This is a genomic window from Algoriphagus sp. NBT04N3 (assembly GCF_019443765.1).
Classification (GTDB): domain Bacteria; phylum Bacteroidota; class Bacteroidia; order Cytophagales; family Cyclobacteriaceae; genus Algoriphagus; species Algoriphagus ornithinivorans.
This window is the reverse complement of sequence record NZ_CP048415.1, coordinates 3,856,300-3,874,111: the sequence shown is the minus strand read 5'-3', so window position 1 is coordinate 3,874,111 and position 17,812 is coordinate 3,856,300. Positions and strand designations below refer to the sequence as shown.

Here is a 17,812-nt window from a genome sequence, read left to right as displayed (position 1 = left end):
AATTTGGCATAATTGTAGCCGTCTGATTATCAAGGTACTTTTGTCTCGAAAACATGCATAAACCAATGACCAAACTTATTCCAATTTTTATTGACGGCAAGAAATGGGTGCAATTATCCCAGCTTTCCAAAGAACAGGAGCGCAAAATTAAATCTTGGTTGCCGGTGAGTTGCTTAAAGAAATTACTTTTCAATGGCATTGAATTGAAGGATTGTATCGATTTTGAGACCTATGAGTATTGGTTTAAAAGCTACCAAGTAGGCAGTCAAAGAGCCAGCGCCTTGGATTTTTGAGAAGCTATTCGGGATTTGCAATCCTGAATCCATATCCTAGGATTTTTAATCTGGAAAATAGAGTCTCTTAATTGAATTCAATTATTCAAAGTTTCTGCCTACGGCAAATAGACATAGTTCATCCTTCAGCCCATATTTCGAAATTCAACATTCATCATTCGATGTGTGTGCCTTGAATGGTGAATATAGACCAAAAAGATGGTCGTTCCAACGGGTGAAAGTCCCTTAAGCGCGGGAGTCGTTACCCGAAGCCAAGCAAGTGGCAAGGTGGTTTACCGTGAGGTATGCACTGAAGTAAGCCAGACTGCGGTGTCTGTACTGACGAAAAGGAACTCTATACTGAGGCTATGAGGCTGGATGAGGTAGCACATCATGCCGAAGTCCTAAGCTCTGGAAACAGAGATAAGCCAAAATAGTAGATAGAGCAGCGATAGACACAAGGATATTCATCTTACCGAGGGAGGTCTCTGGACGTCTGGAATGTCCAAGAGAAGTCAGCCGAGGTCATAGTAGTTATCGGAAACGAGCTGTAAATACTGCAGAGGTCTCACTGAATAACGAAGGACTGAACATTGAATCGCGTCCTAATTCGGATAGGAATCCCGCACATGCGAGATAGCCTATTCTTAAGCGGACAAGGAGAACAAAGTAATGATAGAAAGAGTACTTCAATCCAAAAACCTTTATAAAGCCTACCGTCAAGTAGTGGGTAATAAAGGCTCATCGGGAGTGGACGGTATGCAGGTGACCGAATTGAAGTCGTTTATCGACCAAGGCAGGACAGCTGTATTAACCGACATCCTGAAAAGGAGGTACGTACCTAAAGCTATCAGAGGGGTTGAAATCCCAAAGAGTAACGGAAAAACCAGATTACTCGGAGTCCCATGCGTAGTGGATAGATGGCTTCAACAGGCAGTTAGCCAGCAATTAGCCACCCGATTCGAATTAACTTTCGAAGAGGAGAGCCACGGTTTTCGACCCGGAAAGAACCTTCACGGAGCAGTAACACAAGCCCTGAAAAACATCAATGATGGCTATCAGGACATTGTGGACATTGACCTGAAAGGTTTCTTTGATGAGGTACAACACTACAAACTGCTTCAGTTAATCTACAATAGGGTAAAATGTCCCACAACTTTGTGGCTGATCCGAAAATGGCTGAGAGCACCAATCCAGATCAATGGAAAACTGCACAAACGCCGAAAGGGTATGCCACAGGGAAGTCCCCTGAGTCCATTGCTGTCCAATATATTATTGGACGAACTGGACAAGTACCTCAAAAGTAAAGGGTTGAAATTCGTGCGCTATGCCGATGACTTCAGTATCTATACTAAGTCCAAAGCATCCGCCCAAAAAGTAGGCAATGAAGTCTATCTGTTTCTGAAGAACAAACTGGATTTGCCTATCAACAAGGAGAAAAGCGGAATCCGAAGACCCTCTGACTTTGAGCTGCTAGGTCATGGCTTCGTGCCAACCTACAAAAAAGGGGAAAAGGGCAAATACCAACTGATAGTGAAGAAGCAAAGCTGGGTAAACCTGAAACGTAAGCTCAAATGGATCACCAAGAAAACCCTGCCATACAGTTTTGAGGAAAGGCTTCAAAAACTCAATGAGGTATGGATGGGATGGGTAAACAATTACCGACTGGCCAGTATTCAGGCCAAGCTCAAACAACTCGACGAGTGGCTGAGGAACCGACTCAGATATTGTATTTGGCACGACTGGAAGAAACCCGAGCGAAAACGTAAAAACCTAATCAGACTTGGAGTGGATCATGACCATGCTTACGCATGGAGCAGGACCAGAAAAGGAGGATGGGCTGTGGCCCAAAGTCCCATACTCGGAACAACAATTACGCTCTCTAGACTGAGAAGAAAAGGTTATCTAAGTATGCTGGACTATTACTCTAAATCAAAGCCTGAGATTCAATGAACCGCCGTATACGAGACCCGTACGTACGGTGGTGTGAGAGGCGCACCGTGGGCCTATGGCTCACGGCCGTCTACTCGATGTGTGCTGTGTAAGCTATGATAAAGATGAGGGCAGGCCCCTCGGTGAGGGTTGTTTAGGAACACTCACCAAACCACTTCTATGATGCATCTGCGGTAACAATGATGTGTGAAGCGATAGAAGAAAAGGCTGTTTAAATGGTCAGGTAAGGATAGAAGAGATGAGCGAAAGCGAACCTTCCGATGAAGTGACGAAAAGACCAGTCGTTGTCAAAATCCGGTTTATATCGAGAGGCCGGAGATAAGTATAGAAGGTGCCTAATTTACTGTCTATACGGCAACCGTCATAAAGGGGGCATGACTTCTATTCAGGCTTTATTGTGGAATCGCAGGAAGCCTATATGCTATGCCAAAAGGAAAACACAAGCAGGCAATACCTGTGAGTTGATTACTGATGAGTATATAGGTGACGGATGAAGTCGTAGTAGTGATGAAACTCCTGTAATGGGAGCGGAGCGAAGGGCTTCAATTATGCAGTTTTAATTTAAGAACAACTTAACTAGTTAAGGATGATTTTTAAAGAACAGACAAAGTCGGTACCAATTACCAAAGAGATGGTTTGGGAATCCTACAAGAAGGTAAAAAGTAATGGAGGTAGTGCAGGGATTGACCAGCAGAGCCTGTCGGAATTTGACAGGGTACGTTCCAAAGAACTGTACAAACTCTGGAACAGACTGGCTTCTGGAAGTTACTTTGCACCAGCGATAAAGCGGGTAACAATACCCAAGGCAGGGGGTAAGACCCGTCCTTTGGGAATTCCCACTGTAAGCGACAGGATTGCCCAACAGGTAGTAAAGACGTACCTAGAACCAAGGCTGGAATCAGTATTTGTGGACAATTCCTACGGATACCGCCCGAACAAAAATGCGCACACAGCAATCCAAAGCGTACAACAGAATGTACGTCGATACAGCTGGGTTATAGATTTGGATATACAGGAGTTCTTCGAAAATGTGAACCATGAGCTTTTGTTGAAAGCTTTGGAAAGACACGTTTCAGAGAAATGGGTATTGCTGTACATCAAAAGGTGGCTGGAAGCACCAGTCATACTTGAGGATGGTGCGGTCAAAGTATCCACGGGAAAAGGTACTCCTCAGGGAGGGGTAATCAGCCCGCTTCTTGCCAATCTTTACATGCATTATTGTGTTGATAAATGGCTGGAGAAATTCCATCCATCCGTAATCATGGTTCGGTATGCTGATGACCTTATTATCCATTGCAGTAGCTATCAGGAAGCTGTCAGAACACTTACAGATTTGAAGGATCGTTTAGAAAAATGCGGCTTGAGAGCCCATCCCGAAAAGACGAAAATTGTTTACTGTAAGAAGGAAGGCAGAAATCTGAATGATTACCCTGTACAGTTTGACTTTCTGGGCTTTAGTTTTCAGCCCATGAGAAACAGATTAAGAAATGGGGAAGCTTTCTGCAATTTGATTGTAAGATGAGCCGAAAGTCCAAAGTGCGCATCAACGGAGAACTCCGAAAGCTCAATTTCCATAACAAAACCCAAAGGGGTATTCAGGATCTGGCCATATTGCTAAATCCAAAGATACGAGGGTGGGTTCAATACTATGGGAAGATAAGCCGAAGAAGTCTAAAACCGGTGTTCTATTATCTGCACCATCGATTGATCAGGTGGATTCTGAACAAGTACAAGAGCTTTAAAGGAAGCAAGGTCAAAGCAGTGAAATGGCTTAGACAAGTTACGGTCTCTTATCCAAACCTGTTCTACCATTGGGAACTGGGATACAAGTTAGTCTAACTTGATAGACTATAAACCGACTGCATAATAAGAGCCGTATGAATCGAGAGGTTCACGTACGGTTCTGTGAGAGGTTTAGGGGTGGAATTCCCCTTTACCTACTCGACTCGATATTTTCTGGAATTTGTAATTAGGTAACTGAGAAATTGAGTCGGCTTTTGTTCAGGGTTCAGGGTTCAATGTTCACCGTTCATGCCCGTAAATCGTAATTCTATTATTATTTATTCGCTCGTCTAGGCATCTTGAAGAATAAATCTCATTTCTAATCACCGCTTTCACTTCGAAATTCAACATTCATCATTCGATGTTCGATATTTTCTGGAATGTATAATTAGGTAACTGAGAAATTTAGTAGGCTTTTGTTCAGGGTTCAATGTTCAATGTTCACCGTTCATGCCCGTAAATCGTAAATCGTAATTCTATTATTATTTATTCGCTCGTCTAGGCATCTTGAAGAATAAATCTCATTTCTAATCACCGCTTTCACTTCGAAGTTCCTCATTCGATGTTCGATATTTTCTGGAATGTATAATTGGGTAACTGAGAAATTGAGTCGGCTTTTGTTCAGGGTTCAGGGTTCAATGTTCACCGTTCATGCCCGTAAATCGTAATTCTAAAATTTCTAAATATCCTTCCCCATCCTCTTAGGTGCATCAAAACTACAAGCCAAAGCTCCTTCTCTTCTCCTCAAAGTATCTTTCCAACTCTGGATAAAACGCACTGCTTGCTTCAGGCACGCCATCCAAAACCAACTCCATTTTTCCATCCAATTCATCTTGATTGACCTGCATGCCTTCTATCAAATAAATTAAATCTTCCAGATTGAAAGGCTCCTCAATTTTTGATGGGTAAAGCATATAGTCATTTCCATAAAAATCCACCGCTTCCAAATGGATTTTGAAATCCATCTGGTGGGCATAAATACTGATCTGTTCGCCCCAAGTGGACTCCGGATAGTGGAGTTTGACCAACAAAACAGAGGAAACTTCTTCAGAAAAGTAAGTGGATGGCTGGAATTTGAAATCAATCATAATTTGAATTTACGAAGCTTCAGCCATGATTTATAGACTAGCTATGGATCTTCGCTTTTTTCAATCCCATTTCACATTGGATAATAAGGACTTTCGGGCTATTTTTGGTCCTGATTTCAAACAGGCTCAGTCTTGTTTTTTCCAATTAATAGGCTTTCAATTCCCTGATTATGAAAAGAGATACGGTTGTATTTGACCTCATCGCACAAGAAGAAGACAGACAGAAGCGCGGCATAGAGCTGATTGCTTCGGAAAATTTCACCAGCAAGCAGGTCATGGAGGCCGCAGGCAGTGTTTTGACCAATAAATATGCAGAAGGGCTTCCAAAAAAGCGCTACTATGGTGGATGCGAGGTGGTCGATGAGATCGAGCAAATTGCTATCGACAGAGCAAAGAAGCTCTTTGGTGCAACTTGGGCCAATGTGCAGCCCCATTCCGGTGCACAGGCTAATGCTGCTGTATTCTTGGCATGTTTGAAAGCCGGGGATCCTATCTTGGGCTTTGACCTGTCTCATGGTGGTCACCTAACTCATGGATCTCCAGTAAATTTTTCCGGAAAATTATACGATCCTCATTTTTATGGAGTAGAAGAAGAGACCGGGGTGATTGATTATGATAAGGTAGAAGCCAAGGCATTAGAAGTAAAACCAAAAATGATCATTTGCGGAGCTTCTGCATACTCTAGAGACTGGGATTATGAGCGTTTGAGAGATATTGCTGATCAGGTAGGAGCATTATTGTTGGCGGATATTTCCCATCCCTCAGGATTGATTGCAAGAGGCTTGTTGAATGATCCATTGGAGTTCTGTCATATCGTGACCACCACTACTCACAAGACCCTGAGAGGACCTAGAGGGGGCTTGATCTTGATGAGAGAAGACTTTGACAATCCTTGGGGATTGACTACTCCAAAAGGCGAAATCAAGAAGATGTCTTCTTTGCTGGATATGGGTGTGTTCCCAGGTACTCAGGGAGGACCATTAGAGCATATTATCGCAGCTAAGGCAGTTGCATTTGAAGAGGCCTTGTCTGATGAATATATGACTTATATTCTTCAAGTGAAGAAAAATGCAGCCGTAATGGCAGAAGAGTTCGTAAGTCTGGGATATCAGTTGATTTCAGGAGGAACTGACAATCATTTGATGCTAATTGATCTTCGAAATAAGAATCTTACTGGAAAGCTGGCAGAAGAAACATTAGGCAAAGTAGATATCACTATCAATAAAAACATGGTCCCATTCGATACCAAGTCTCCATTTGTGACTTCCGGGATGCGAGTAGGAACTGCCGCGGTCACCACCCGTGGTCTGAAGGAAGAAGATATGAAAAAGATCGTTCAGCTGATTGACCGAGCTTTGCGAAATCATGACAATGAAAGTGAATTGCAGAGCATCCGTGCAGAAGTCAATAAGTGGATGATTCAGTTTCCATTATACTAAAAGCGAAACAAACCAACGTGGCATTAGACCAATATCAAGAGGAAGAGGAGGGAATGTCCTTTTTGGACCATTTAGAAGCTCTCCGCTGGCATTTGCTGCGATCTGTGGCAGCCATTCTGATTTTCTCAGTGATTGCATTTCTATCCAAAAGCATTGTTTTTGGAATCATTATCCTGGGCCCATCCAAGGTGGATTTTCTCACCTATCGGGTGCTTTGTGATATCAGTGATTATTTGGGAATTGCAGCATTGTGTATTGACGAACTCCCATTTACCATTCAAAGTAGGCAGATGACGGGGCAGTTTTCCATGCACATGACCTCCAGTTTTGTGGTGGGTTTTGTGGTGGCTTTCCCATATGTATTCTGGGAGTTTTGGAAATTTATCAGCCCAGGATTGTATGATCAGGAAAAAAACGCGGCTCGGGGAGCTGTTTTCTTCGTGAGTTTGTTGTTCTTCTTAGGGGCAGCCTTTGGATATTATATCCTTTCTCCTTTATCGATCAACTTCCTTTCCAACTATCAGTTGGATCCGTCGATCTTAAATGAGTTTGATATATCTTCCTATGTGACTACCCTTATCATGCTGGTATTGGCTTCTGCGATTATGTTCCAGTTGCCGGTAGTCATCTATTTCTTGTCTATGTCAGGACTGGTTACCTCAGGAATGCTGAGAGCTTATAGAAGACATGCGATTGTCGTGATATTGGTTCTGGCGGCCGTAATTACCCCTCCGGATGTAATTTCTCAGTTGCTGATCGCCATGCCTATCTTGGTCCTGTACGAAGCTGGAATTAATATCGCTAAACGTTTGGAGAAAAAGCGGGCGATTAAGGAAGCCGAGTATGCGAAAAAAGAAGCTGAATAGAAGTCTGAATTCTTAAGTCTAAAAGCTGAAGGCGATATGAATTAAAGCCTACAAAAAATTTAGCGCTTAAGTCTATGGATAGAGGTTAAGAGCTGCCCGTAAATCGTAAATCGTAAATCAAAAATAAAATGAAGATTGCAATCGGAGGCGATCATGCCGGATTTGAATACAAAGAGAAGTTGGTTCAGAAACTGGAAAGCTTAGGCCATGAGGTCAAAGATTTTGGACCTTTCTCTGATGCTTCTGTGGATTATCCAGACTATGTGCATCCCTTAAGCACTGCTATTGAAAATGGAGAATACGAGCTGGGCATTGTTATCTGCGGATCCGGAAATGGAGTAGCAATTACGGCCAACAAGCATCAAGGAATCCGTGCGGCCCTTTGCTGGAATGAGGAGTTGGCAGCTTTAGCTCGTCTGCATAACAATGCCAATGTTTTGGCTCTTCCTGCCAGATTTATTTCCTACGAGCTTGCAGAAAAACTGGCTGAGACCTTCCTAAACACCCCCTTCGAAGGCGGACGACATGCTAATCGGGTGAATAAGATTGCTTGTAGTTGATAGGCTAAAGTAGAAGAAAAAAGCCCGACAATTTGCCGGGCTTAAATCTAGAGTAAGGGTTTGAATTGCCTTAGGAAGCGCACATCGTTTTCAGTGAATAAGCGCAAATCCTTGATTTGATATTTGAGCATGGCGATTCGCTCAATTCCCATTCCGAAGGCAAAGCCCGTGTATTTTTTGGAGTCAATGCCGCAGTTTTCAAGGACATTTGGATCTACCATTCCAGAACCCCCGATCTCTACCCAACCTGTTCCTTTACATATGGTACAACCTTTTCCTCCACAAATCAGGCAAGAAATATCAATCTCTGCACTGGGTTCGGTGAAAGGAAAATAAGAAGGGCGGAAGCGAACTTTGGTTTCCTTACCAAACATCTCTTTGGCAAAGTGATACAGGGTGTTTTTTAAATCCGCGAATCCAACGTTCTCATCAACATACAATCCTTCAACCTGATGGAAGATGCAATGTGCCCTTGCAGAAATAGCTTCATTTCTATACACTCTTCCAGGAGAAAGAGTGCGGATGGGAGGTTTTTGATTTTCCATTACTCTTACCTGTACAGAGGAAGTATGGGTACGCAAAGCGATGTCAGGATTTTTCTCGATAAAAAAGGTGTCCTGCATCTCCCTTGCCGGATGGTTTTCAGGGAAGTTGAGAGCAGTAAAATTATGCCAGTCGTCTTCGATTTCCGGTCCTTCGGATAGGTTGAAACCAATGCGCTCGAATATTTCTATGATGCGTTGACGAGTTGCAGTCAATGGGTGAATGCCTCCTATATCTTGGTTGGATGGAGGTAGGGTTAGGTCAATATTGGCAGATTTGGATTTTTTATTCGCAGAATTGACTTTTTCTATCAGCTCCTGAAACTTCTCCTCTGCAAGTTGCTTGACTCCATTGACCAATTGTCCATAGGCACGCTTTTCCTCATTCGGGATTTTTCCCATATCTGCGAAGAGAGCACCCACAACACTTTTTTTGGAGATATACTCCATGCGGTAAGCTTCCAACTCTTCGGGATTATTGGCATCTGCAGATGCAATTGCGGCCTTGATGGCATCGATTTTTTCCTGATACATGAGATTCAGATTAATCAAGTCGCAAAGCTACAATTTTTGACTTAAAAGGCCTATTGGAGGATTGGTTTATCGCTATCGTTGTTCCGGATTGCAAATCCCGAACTCGTATGGTAGGTTTTGTAATCCAAATTTCAAATCATAATAAAATATCCCTTAAGCATGTATCAAACTCTTCAAGGGGCCTTAAGCCCTTTGAGGGTACTTGGTACAGACTTTTTAAAATATTTTTCAATTTCTCTCAATCCAGTTTTTGCTGGGCCCTCGTAATTCCTTCCAAATACAAAAAACACTACAAACCATGAAAAATTTCTTAAAAGTAGCTTTAGTAGCATTTGTTTTCTTATCAGCCAATGTGGCTTTTGCACAAATGGAGAAGACAGTAGAAGTAGGTGGCGCACCTATGTATCCTTCCAAAAACATTGTTGAAAATGCAGTAAACTCTGCAGATCACACTACCCTGGTAGCAGCTGTAAAAGCAGCAGGATTGGTAGAGACATTACAAGGAAAAGGTCCATTCACCGTTTTTGCTCCTGAAAACTCCGCTTTCGCAAAATTGCCAAACGGAACAGTAGAAACACTTTTGAAGCCGGAGAACAAAGGTCAATTGACAGCAGTTTTGACTTACCATGTAGTTGCTGGTAAAATGGGTTCTAAGGACATCGCAGACGCAATTAAAAAAGGTAACGGAAAAGCGGTATTGACTACTGTACAAGGTGGTAAATTGACTGCTTGGATGAAAGGTAAAGACTTATATATCACCGACGAAAACGGTGGTCAGTCAAAAGTAACTATCGCAGACGTATGGCAGTCAAACGGAGTAATTCACTCTGTAGACACTGTAGTACTTCCTAAAATGTGATAAGGTAAAGTTAGGGTTAAATAGCAAAAAGCCGGCGGGGATGTGCTCCGTCGGCTTTTTTTATTTTTTAGAGCGTTATTATTTTTCTACGTATTAACAGGAGTTCAAATAGTTATGCTACAAAGTCGGCCTCTAACTTGAAAATAACTCAATAACCAATAACATTTTCCCTGCGTTTCCGCGAGCAATTTTAAAAACTACAGAGGGGACATAGCCTCTTTGCCTTTTCCATCCTTTGCGGGAGATAAAACCGCTGCGTCGCCGCGCCACTGCGAGCCATTTTATTTAACCACATAGGATTCACAATAGCACACATAGTTTGTGACAAAGGTGAAATCTTAGTTTGAAAATAACTCAATAACCAATAACCTTTCCCCTGCTTTTCCGCGAGCAATTTTAAAAACCACCGAGGGAACATAGGAAATATAGCCTCTTTGCCTTTTCCAACCTTTGCGGGAATATCATTGGGCCACTACTAGCATTTTTAGCCTTCTGATTTTAGCCTTCTCACTTTCCTACCAGGTTCTTCCTCCACTCGGCCTACCTCTATTCCAAGGACTGTTATCCGGCTCGGGCTCTTTGAAATTCCCAATGATATAAGTAAAGGTTAGCATCCCGTATCGGGTTAAAACATTGGTGAATACATCCGTAATCGCGACATCAGAAATAGTTCTACTGATGCTGTTATTTTGATTTAATAAGTCAAAAACCACCACTTTCAACTCGGCCTTATTGTTTTTGGCAAAGCGGAAGCCACCTTCAATATTCCACAACCACACAGACTGATCAAAACCTTCAGACAAGCCGCTGTAAAGCATATTATTCACATTATTGCCTACAAACAGTTTTCCATTGTTGGGAGAGAAATACAAACGAATATTGGACTCCTGCACATAATAATTTTGATCCAAATTAGCCTGCAAACTGGAATTAACGATAGTATAAGTACCTGTAGTACTTACCGAGAAATCCACATTCTTGCTGATATTGGAGCTAATCGTAATGCCCTGGCTTAATTCAATGTTGTCATTCAAATTCAGATCACCATTGATCAGTCCAGGAGTTCGGTTGAAGCCTAGTCTTGTATTGGTATTGAATTGTAATTTCAACTTCGGAATTGGCATCCCATAGGTCGCAAAAGCCCTCACTCTCCAATTCCCATCCAAGTTCACTGGCTGAGAGATTTGACCTCCGGGTCTCAGGAGGATTTCTCCATTGATCAAAGTGTCTTGGGAAGCCACAAAGGTGCTGTTTCCAATAAAATTACTGGTTGCAGAATAGTTGATGAAGGTGAAAAAGGTCTTAGACTTTTCCAGATTGACTTTGGCGATGTTTGCAAAAATGTTGTGGTTATAGCTTTGGCCCAGGGTAGGGTTACCCACTGATAGATTTAAAGGATTTTGATTATTGACCACGTTTTGTAACTCATTTACACTTGGCTCATCAGTATCAGTTCTATATCGAATCCTCCAGGAAAAACCTGTTTCTCTATTTCGGAAGTTAATATTTGCACTCGGTAAAATATTGTTGAAATCCCTTCTGAATACTCCCTCTGTCGGGAAGAAGGCCTCATTGTCTAAGCGGGCATTTTGGTAGTCTAGGTTCAAATTAATATTCCAGCCATTATTGGTATAGGCATAGCCGGATCGTAGTCTTTGAGTGATAAATTTATTGTCAAATTCATTACTCAAAGCTGTATCCAACACTGGCAGGTTTTCCTCATTAAAGACTCTGGTTTTTTGGTCTGCCCTGGTTTTGTTGTTGGCTATTTGGTAGCCAAAAGTACTTATGGATTTTTCTCCCAATGGCTCCGTCCAGGTAGTGTTGACCCTATAATTAAAGCCCCGATTTAATCCGTCTGTTTCTTGGGTTGTGGTATCTAAAGTATTTCTTCTATACTCTCTGCTCGCTGCTAATAAGTCGGAAAACTGATCCCTATTGTTCCATACCGTATTGATATCAGTAGAGAGAGTTCTTCCCTTTTTGTCAAACTTATATCTGTAAGTCAGATTGTTTGCCAAATTGAAAGCCTGAGTTTCTGCATTGGAAGTAGATCTTAAGGCAGAAAGAGAATCACCCGTACTCGCATAGGTTAATGCATCCCTGTCACTGAAGGTGCGGTTGGTTTGAAAAGAAATGGATGGAGTGATGATCAAACTGTTTTTCTCATTCAAATCCGCTTCAATTCGGGCATTGGCTCTGTGGTTGAAGTTTTCCACATTATTGATCAGACTTTCTTCATAAAACTGACTTAGCCCTTGGTTGACGATCGTTTCCCGATTGGTCAACTGACGCAGGGTGTTGTTGGTATTATTGAAAAAATAACTTCCGGTAAAGTTTACCTTCTTGCCCCATTTGTCTGAATAATTCAGGCCCAAGGCATTGGTAGCTATGATTCCAATGTCATTGCCTACAAAGAAGTTGTTGTTTCCTCCTCCGAAGCGCCCACCACCAAATCTTCTACCTCCTCCTCCCGAGGCATTGGCGGTTACCCCTGCCAAATCTTGAGAAGAAAAGTTTTGCTGATTGACATTGTTGAAAAGTCCTAAGATCGATACTCTTCGGTCTCCATTAAATAAGTTCAAGCTGCCCCCTGCGGAATAGCGATCATCTGTACCATAGCCTGCATAGGCTCTTCCAAATTGCCCATTTTTCTTGTCTGAGCGAAGGATGATATTGATGGTTTTGGTGTAGTTACCGTCATCAAAACCCGTAAGTCTGCTTTGGTCTGAGCGTTGATCTAAGACTTCTACGCGTTCAATGGCATCAGCTGGAAGGTTTCTTAAGGCAATGCTGGGATCCGAACCGAAAAATTCGCGTCCATCCACCAATACCCTCTGAACCTGTTCTCCCTGAGCTTGTATCTGCCCATTTTGAAATGTAACTCCCGGAAGCTTTCTGATTAAGTCTTCTGCCTGAGCATTTTCTCTGGTTTTGAAAGCATTGGCATTAAAGGAGGTAGTATCTCCTTTTTGTTCTCCAACTGGAACTTGCCCTTCAATCAAAACTTCCCCTAATACCTTGGTGTCCTCAAGTAAGATCAAATCTCCCAAATCCACGGGCTCTCTCATGCTGTGGATTTTAGTGATAGTTCTATATCCTATAAAAGTGATTTCTATTTTAACCTGAGGGATATTTGGACGGATGATTTCAAATTTTCCTTGTCCATCCGTTACAGTCCCCCTCAAAAGTGAATCGGTTACTGTTTTGATTTGCACATTGGCACCAACCATAGGCTGGTTAATAGATCCGTCAATCACGGTGCCGGTAAATTTTCGCTCCTGTCTCTCAGCTCCTTCGGGCCTTTGTGCCAAAGCTGTCAATGTCGTCAAAAAGCAAAAAATTAAAGTAATAATTGGGTAGTTCTTTTTCATACAATTGCAAAGTTCATCTTCTTTGACTGTATGAAAAAGGCAAAGGTTTAGTCACTCTTTACTAAAAAATAAGAGTGGGGAGAAGTGGGGATAAAAGGCTGAATAAGGCTTTTAACAGCGTTTAAATTTTTGCCATTAAATCAGAATAATTGATCCCAAAGTGAGAATTGTCGTAAACAGCCCCCTCATCCCTTACAATGATGACCTGAGGAGACTCATGTGGTACGCCAAATACTTGTTCTACGAGGTTTGAAAGATTTCTATGCGCAATGAGATCTAAAAAATAAGGAACTAGCTTCTGTTCATCCTCTGCTTTCCAATTTCTCAATAGTCTGTCCAAGGACATGCTACTGACTGAGCAACGTGTACTGTGCTTAAAAATCATCACAGGTCTTTCTTTGCTAAGCGCTTTTATTTCCTCAATTTGAGCTTCTTCTGTTAATTTTTTCCAATTCATCACTTCTTATCCTTTAATTGGGACAATACTTGCAGGGAGTAATTAGTTCCTTATTAGATTCATTGAAATTACAAATGATCCATCAATTCGCAACTCAATTGCAAAAATATAGTATTCCTCTCATATTTCTCAGTATCCTGCTTGTTGGGTGCAAAAGTTTAGATATTTCTAATCCAGGACCCTTGCCTGAAATCCCACCGGCTACCTCCGAGGTCAACGTTCCTTTGACTATGCCGAAGGCTACTCTCAATAAGATATTTAATTCCCAACTTCCAGTTAATTTGGTTTCTGAGGAAAATTTGGATTTAGGTAGCGGTATAGAGGGAAATCTTCAATTGAGTAGAGTTGGGAATATCTCATGGGTAGCTTTGGATAGCCAAACAATTCAAATGACTCTTCCTTTAAAAGTAAAAGGTGATTTAGGGTTGAAGAGGGGTGGATTGGGAAGTTTATTTAGGGGAAAAGTGCCATTGGATGAGCAGTTTGCTCCCGTATTTCGAGTGAATCCCCAGATCAATCCAGACTGGAGCCTGAGTGTCAAGCAATTTGAATTGATGGATTTAGGAGGGAATTTTGCACTGGATGTACTAGGGATGAAACTGGATTTGAGCGGATTGTTGGAAAGGGAAATCCGGGCTTGGGCGAAAGAAAATTTACGCCCCGAACAAAAACTGGTAAATATGAAGCCCATGATTGACTTGGCATGGGAACAGGCAGGTAAGCCTTTTATGGTAAACTGGGAGGGCGGCGCTCAGGCCTTTTCTATTCAGCCTCAATCCGTGAGATTAAAAGAGTATTTTGACCAATCCGAGAACTTTCATCTTTGGTTGGGTTTAAATGGAAAAATCAACACCCATCCCGCTAATGCAGCACCTTCTAGAGCTTTTCCTCTTCCGGCTCTAAGTACCAATTCAGATTCAGAAAATCATCTGGAGATCACATTGCCTTTTCAAATGAGTTATGCTGAGCTGGATGCTTTGATGGCAGAGAATTTTCTGGGAAAAACATTCAGAGCTGATAGGAAGACATTGTTGACTTTAGCCAATCTCAAAACTCAATCTTTTGGGGAAAGACTGGCTATTACCTGTGATTTCGTGGCTGACCGGGAAAATGGTGAGCGGATGGAAGGAAACTTCTTTGTGGTCGGGAAGCCTGCCTACGATAGAAAGTCGGAAAGTCTGATTTTCGAAGATGTTAATTTCAAAGTGATGAGCGATAATTCCAGAGCCAAGTTGGGCATCGCGCTTAAAAAGGGAAAAATTATCCGTCAGATTGAAAAAAGGGCTGTTTTTCCGATAGGGGATTTGTTGGAAGATAGCTTGGGAGGCATTCAGGAAAGATTGGGTCTGGAGACTCCTATCGCTAATTTGTCTATCCAAAATCTTGAAATATCTCCCTCGGGATTTTATCCTACCCGTTCTGGCTTGCAGGTGATGATGAAAGCCCAAGGGAAAATAGGGGTCAACTGGAAGTAATCAGCGAAATAACTCCTGATACGTAAGAATCCCCTTTTTCTCGGCCTGCTTTAATAACTTCAATAATATTTGAGCGGTCAGAAATGCATCACCTCCAGCAGTATGCCGGTCTTCTTTGGGGATGTTGAACTTCTCGCACAAAGCATCCAGGCTGTAATCTTCTTTCCTAACCCTATTCCAGTCTACTTGGGGGCCAAAATCCAAACGCACAGCCAAATTCATCGTGTCAATTTTTGGATTAGGGAATTGATTAAATCCAAAGGGTTGAAAAGTCTTGCATAGAAGGTCCAAATCAAATCCAATATGATGGCCTACGATAATGGATCCTCGCAGATTACCCAGTAGCTCCTGACAAAAGGTTTTTAGCTCAATTGGATTTTTGGGATGAATCAAGCCATGTATTGTTGCAGATTTTCCAGGAGATTTCTCAGATGCAAATTGCCATTCTTTGGAACTGCTGATTTTGATTTTTTCCTCTTCAATCCCTATGATACCGCAGGATAATAATTCATCTTTCTTAGAATCAAAACCAGTGGCCTCAGTATCCAAGACTACAAAGCTCAACTGCTGGATTTTTCGGATTCCGGGAATAGACTTCTTCGCCTCCGTTAAATAAGCCTTAAGCCAAGGAGGCTGCTCCTCTTTTTTTCTTCCAAAAGGCCACCAACTCATTTCCTGAAGTAGGCTAGTTGAAAACGCACTTCCACAATATCTTGTAATTCAGCCAATGGTGAAAAGGTATTCTTCAGCAATTGTCTTTGAAGTTTCCCCATATGTTCCGGAGAAATGAATCTGCCACTATTATCATTTTGAAGTCCTTCCAATGCTCTCATCCTCATCAGGATTTCATAGGCCTTTCCGGCTTGGTTGAAAAGAGATTCGTAATTAGGTTCCAGCTGCCCTAATTTTTCAAAGCGCTTAAATGTATTATTGATCCCTGTTATTCCGTGGCTCAAGACCAAAAGTCTGGCTAGGTCCGCCAAGGGCATCATTGCTCTGGCTTTGATATCAAACTGGTCTCTATGTTCCCCAGATTTTTCCACCATAAAATCTTTAAAAAAGCCGAGTGGAGGTGGGTTTTTTAAAGCATTTTGAGCCATAAAGCTCAGAAAAGCCTTTTTGGACTGAATTTCCTCATATATATGGGCACTGAGCTCATCAGTTAGAGAAGAGCTACCGGTGATTTTTCTGAAGTCAAAAAAGATAGAGGCCTGCATTAAGGATTCTTGAGTAGGCGAAAGAATCCACTCTGAGAAATATTCTTTCCACTTGCTCAGAGGCTGTACCCATTTGGGATTGGAGGCCATAATCTCACCCGGGCAAGATGCAAACCCACATGCAAGGAGAACTTCCACTATTTCGGAACCCATTAGATGGAAATAGTTTGCTGCTTTCACTTGAACCGAAGCCGGGAGGTCCTCATAAATCAGGGCATTGTCTTGGTCAGTTCTTAGTAGCTGCTCTTCCCTTCCCTCCGAGCCCAAAGAAATAAAGGCAAATTTGATTCCCTGCATCTCCGGAAATTCGGGTGCTAGTTTGCTCCTGGCAATTTTGGTTGCTTGTTGAATGATGACATCATTGATTTCAGTCATGACCGAGGCCACAAAATCCATGGATACCTCATTTTCCAAATAATAGCGAAGCATTGTCTCGGCTCTATCCCGAATGGCACGCATTTCTGTGAGATCGGTAGTATTGAGTAGGGCATTGATCAAAACTGCAGGACTATTGCCCATGGAAAGCAGCACGTCATGATCCGATAGAATCCCACAAACAGGACTTTCGGCGCTCCCGTCTTCGGTCAGGATCAAATGATGCAGCCTATTTTTAATCATACTCAAATACAAGTCTGAAAAGCTGCTGTCTCTTTTTTTGGTGATCACAGGTGAGCTCATGATTTGCTTCACAGGCAAATCCAGTGATATTGCTTTTGCGACAACCTTGGTTCGAAGGTCCTTATCGGTGATGATTCCTACGGGGTATTTATCGGAATTGATAATTACGACTGAACTCACCTCCTTTTCTGCCATTTTTTCTGCAGCTTGTTGTATGCTAGATTCTGGAGCAATACAGACTACATTTTCTGAAAATCGAATTTCAGACTGATCTGAAAAAATAAGTAAAGAGTGGTCATTATTGTCTTTTTTGAAAATCCCCCTAGCTTTCTGTCCTGCAGAAAGATCCTGCCGTATCACGACCTGTCCTGATGCGAAACCTGCTGCAAAAAAGAGAGCTACTTTGCTGTTTCTCTGCAGAATTTCTTCAAAAGCATTGACAGGGATGCAATACACCAGTGAATTTTCCAATACAGCTGCAGTGAGGATATAGGGTCTTTTTCCCAATAAGGCCAAGACTCCAAACACATCCCCTTCATCACAAAAGTCTTTGGTCTCCTCCCCGTCTTTCAATTCGATTTGGCCTTCTTTCAGGATAAAAAAATAGGCTTCCGGGGCATCTCCTTTTTCAAATAGAATTTCACCTTTTTCGTGGTATTGAATTTCTATTTGAGAGGCCACGGAGGCTAAGTCATCTTGGTTCAAGAAGGAAAAGGGAGGATGTTTTTTTAGAAATTCCTGAACCCGATTGACAATGACATTGGCCATACTTGTTG

At 42.1% G+C, this 17,812-nt stretch carries 15 protein-coding genes; 9 read left to right on the top strand and 6 right to left on the bottom strand.

Annotated features, from left to right (window positions below; genetic code table 11):
- Nucleotides 1–53: 53 nt before the first annotated feature.
- From GYM62_RS16810 to GYM62_RS21100, 4 genes are all read left to right on the top strand, one after another.
- The gene (locus tag GYM62_RS16810; protein WP_255590411.1) at nucleotides 54–293 is read left to right on the top strand and encodes a hypothetical protein; all 240 of its coding nucleotides are present in this window, start codon (nucleotides 54–56) and stop codon (nucleotides 291–293) included.
- Nucleotides 294–944: 651 nt separating this feature from the next.
- Nucleotides 945–2,225 (top strand): group II intron reverse transcriptase/maturase, encoded by a 1,281-nt coding sequence (gene ltrA, locus GYM62_RS16805; RefSeq protein ID WP_219957260.1) that lies wholly within the window; start codon nucleotides 945–947, stop codon nucleotides 2,223–2,225.
- Between the two features lie 586 nt (nucleotides 2,226–2,811).
- Nucleotides 2,812–3,747, top strand: coding sequence for a group II intron reverse transcriptase/maturase (ltrA, locus tag GYM62_RS16800; RefSeq protein WP_255590342.1), 936 nt, complete (start codon nucleotides 2,812–2,814; stop codon nucleotides 3,745–3,747).
- A complete protein-coding gene (locus tag GYM62_RS21100; RefSeq protein ID WP_255590341.1) occupies nucleotides 3,744–4,064 on the top strand; it encodes a group II intron maturase-specific domain-containing protein in 321 nt (106 codons plus the stop codon). Before ltrA (GYM62_RS16800) ends, GYM62_RS21100 begins: the two co-directional genes overlap by 4 nt.
- Before the next feature lie 659 nt (nucleotides 4,065–4,723).
- Here GYM62_RS21100 and GYM62_RS16795 read toward each other — a convergent pair.
- Nucleotides 4,724–5,095: a UDP-glucuronosyltransferase gene (locus GYM62_RS16795; protein ID WP_219957259.1), complete on the bottom strand. Its 372-nt coding sequence runs from the start codon at nucleotides 5,093–5,095 to the stop codon at nucleotides 4,724–4,726.
- A 170-nt stretch (nucleotides 5,096–5,265) separates the two neighbouring features.
- Here GYM62_RS16795 and glyA point away from each other — a divergent pair, with 170 nt between their 5' ends.
- The 3 genes from glyA to rpiB all read left to right on the top strand — a co-directional run bounded on the left by glyA (nucleotide 5,266) and on the right by rpiB (nucleotide 7,960).
- Nucleotides 5,266–6,534, top strand: coding sequence for a serine hydroxymethyltransferase (gene glyA / locus GYM62_RS16790; RefSeq protein WP_219957258.1), 1,269 nt, complete (start codon nucleotides 5,266–5,268; stop codon nucleotides 6,532–6,534).
- 17 nt (nucleotides 6,535–6,551) lie between these two features.
- Nucleotides 6,552–7,400 (top strand): twin-arginine translocase subunit TatC, encoded by an 849-nt coding sequence (tatC, locus tag GYM62_RS16785; protein WP_091653566.1) that lies wholly within the window; start codon nucleotides 6,552–6,554, stop codon nucleotides 7,398–7,400.
- Between the two features lie 128 nt (nucleotides 7,401–7,528).
- Complete coding sequence (gene rpiB / locus GYM62_RS16780) at nucleotides 7,529–7,960, top strand: ribose 5-phosphate isomerase B (protein ID WP_219957257.1); 432 nt, start codon at nucleotides 7,529–7,531, stop codon at nucleotides 7,958–7,960.
- A gap of 47 nt (nucleotides 7,961–8,007) precedes the next feature.
- On the opposite strand, the gene pheS is transcribed toward rpiB, so the two are convergent.
- The gene (pheS, locus tag GYM62_RS16775; RefSeq protein WP_219957256.1) at nucleotides 8,008–9,036 is read right to left on the bottom strand and encodes a phenylalanine--tRNA ligase subunit alpha; all 1,029 of its coding nucleotides are present in this window, start codon (nucleotides 9,034–9,036) and stop codon (nucleotides 8,008–8,010) included.
- A 298-nt stretch (nucleotides 9,037–9,334) separates the two neighbouring features.
- Between pheS and GYM62_RS16770 the strand changes: the two genes are divergently transcribed.
- On the top strand, nucleotides 9,335–9,895 hold the full coding sequence (locus GYM62_RS16770; protein WP_219957255.1) for a fasciclin domain-containing protein: 561 nt from the start codon (nucleotides 9,335–9,337) through the stop codon (nucleotides 9,893–9,895).
- Between the two features lie 515 nt (nucleotides 9,896–10,410).
- Here GYM62_RS16770 and GYM62_RS16765 read toward each other — a convergent pair.
- Entirely contained in the window at nucleotides 10,411–13,269 is a 2,859-nt protein-coding gene (locus tag GYM62_RS16765) for an outer membrane beta-barrel protein (protein WP_219957254.1), read from the bottom strand.
- Nucleotides 13,270–13,390: 121 nt separating this feature from the next.
- Nucleotides 13,391–13,726: a bacillithiol system redox-active protein YtxJ gene (gene ytxJ / locus GYM62_RS16760; RefSeq protein WP_219957253.1), complete on the bottom strand. Its 336-nt coding sequence runs from the start codon at nucleotides 13,724–13,726 to the stop codon at nucleotides 13,391–13,393.
- A 74-nt stretch (nucleotides 13,727–13,800) separates the two neighbouring features.
- Here ytxJ and GYM62_RS16755 point away from each other — a divergent pair, with 74 nt between their 5' ends.
- Nucleotides 13,801–15,201, top strand: a complete 1,401-nt coding sequence (locus tag GYM62_RS16755; RefSeq protein WP_219957252.1) for a DUF4403 family protein — start codon at nucleotides 13,801–13,803, stop codon at nucleotides 15,199–15,201.
- On the opposite strand, the gene GYM62_RS16750 is transcribed toward GYM62_RS16755, so the two are convergent.
- Both GYM62_RS16750 and GYM62_RS16745 read right to left on the bottom strand, forming a co-directional pair.
- Entirely contained in the window at nucleotides 15,202–15,873 is a 672-nt protein-coding gene (locus GYM62_RS16750; protein ID WP_219957251.1) for a PolC-type DNA polymerase III, read from the bottom strand.
- Nucleotides 15,870–17,804: a DUF294 nucleotidyltransferase-like domain-containing protein gene (locus tag GYM62_RS16745; RefSeq protein ID WP_219957250.1), complete on the bottom strand. Its 1,935-nt coding sequence runs from the start codon at nucleotides 17,802–17,804 to the stop codon at nucleotides 15,870–15,872. Before GYM62_RS16745 ends, GYM62_RS16750 begins: the two co-directional genes overlap by 4 nt.
- Nucleotides 17,805–17,812 lie beyond the last annotated feature (8 nt).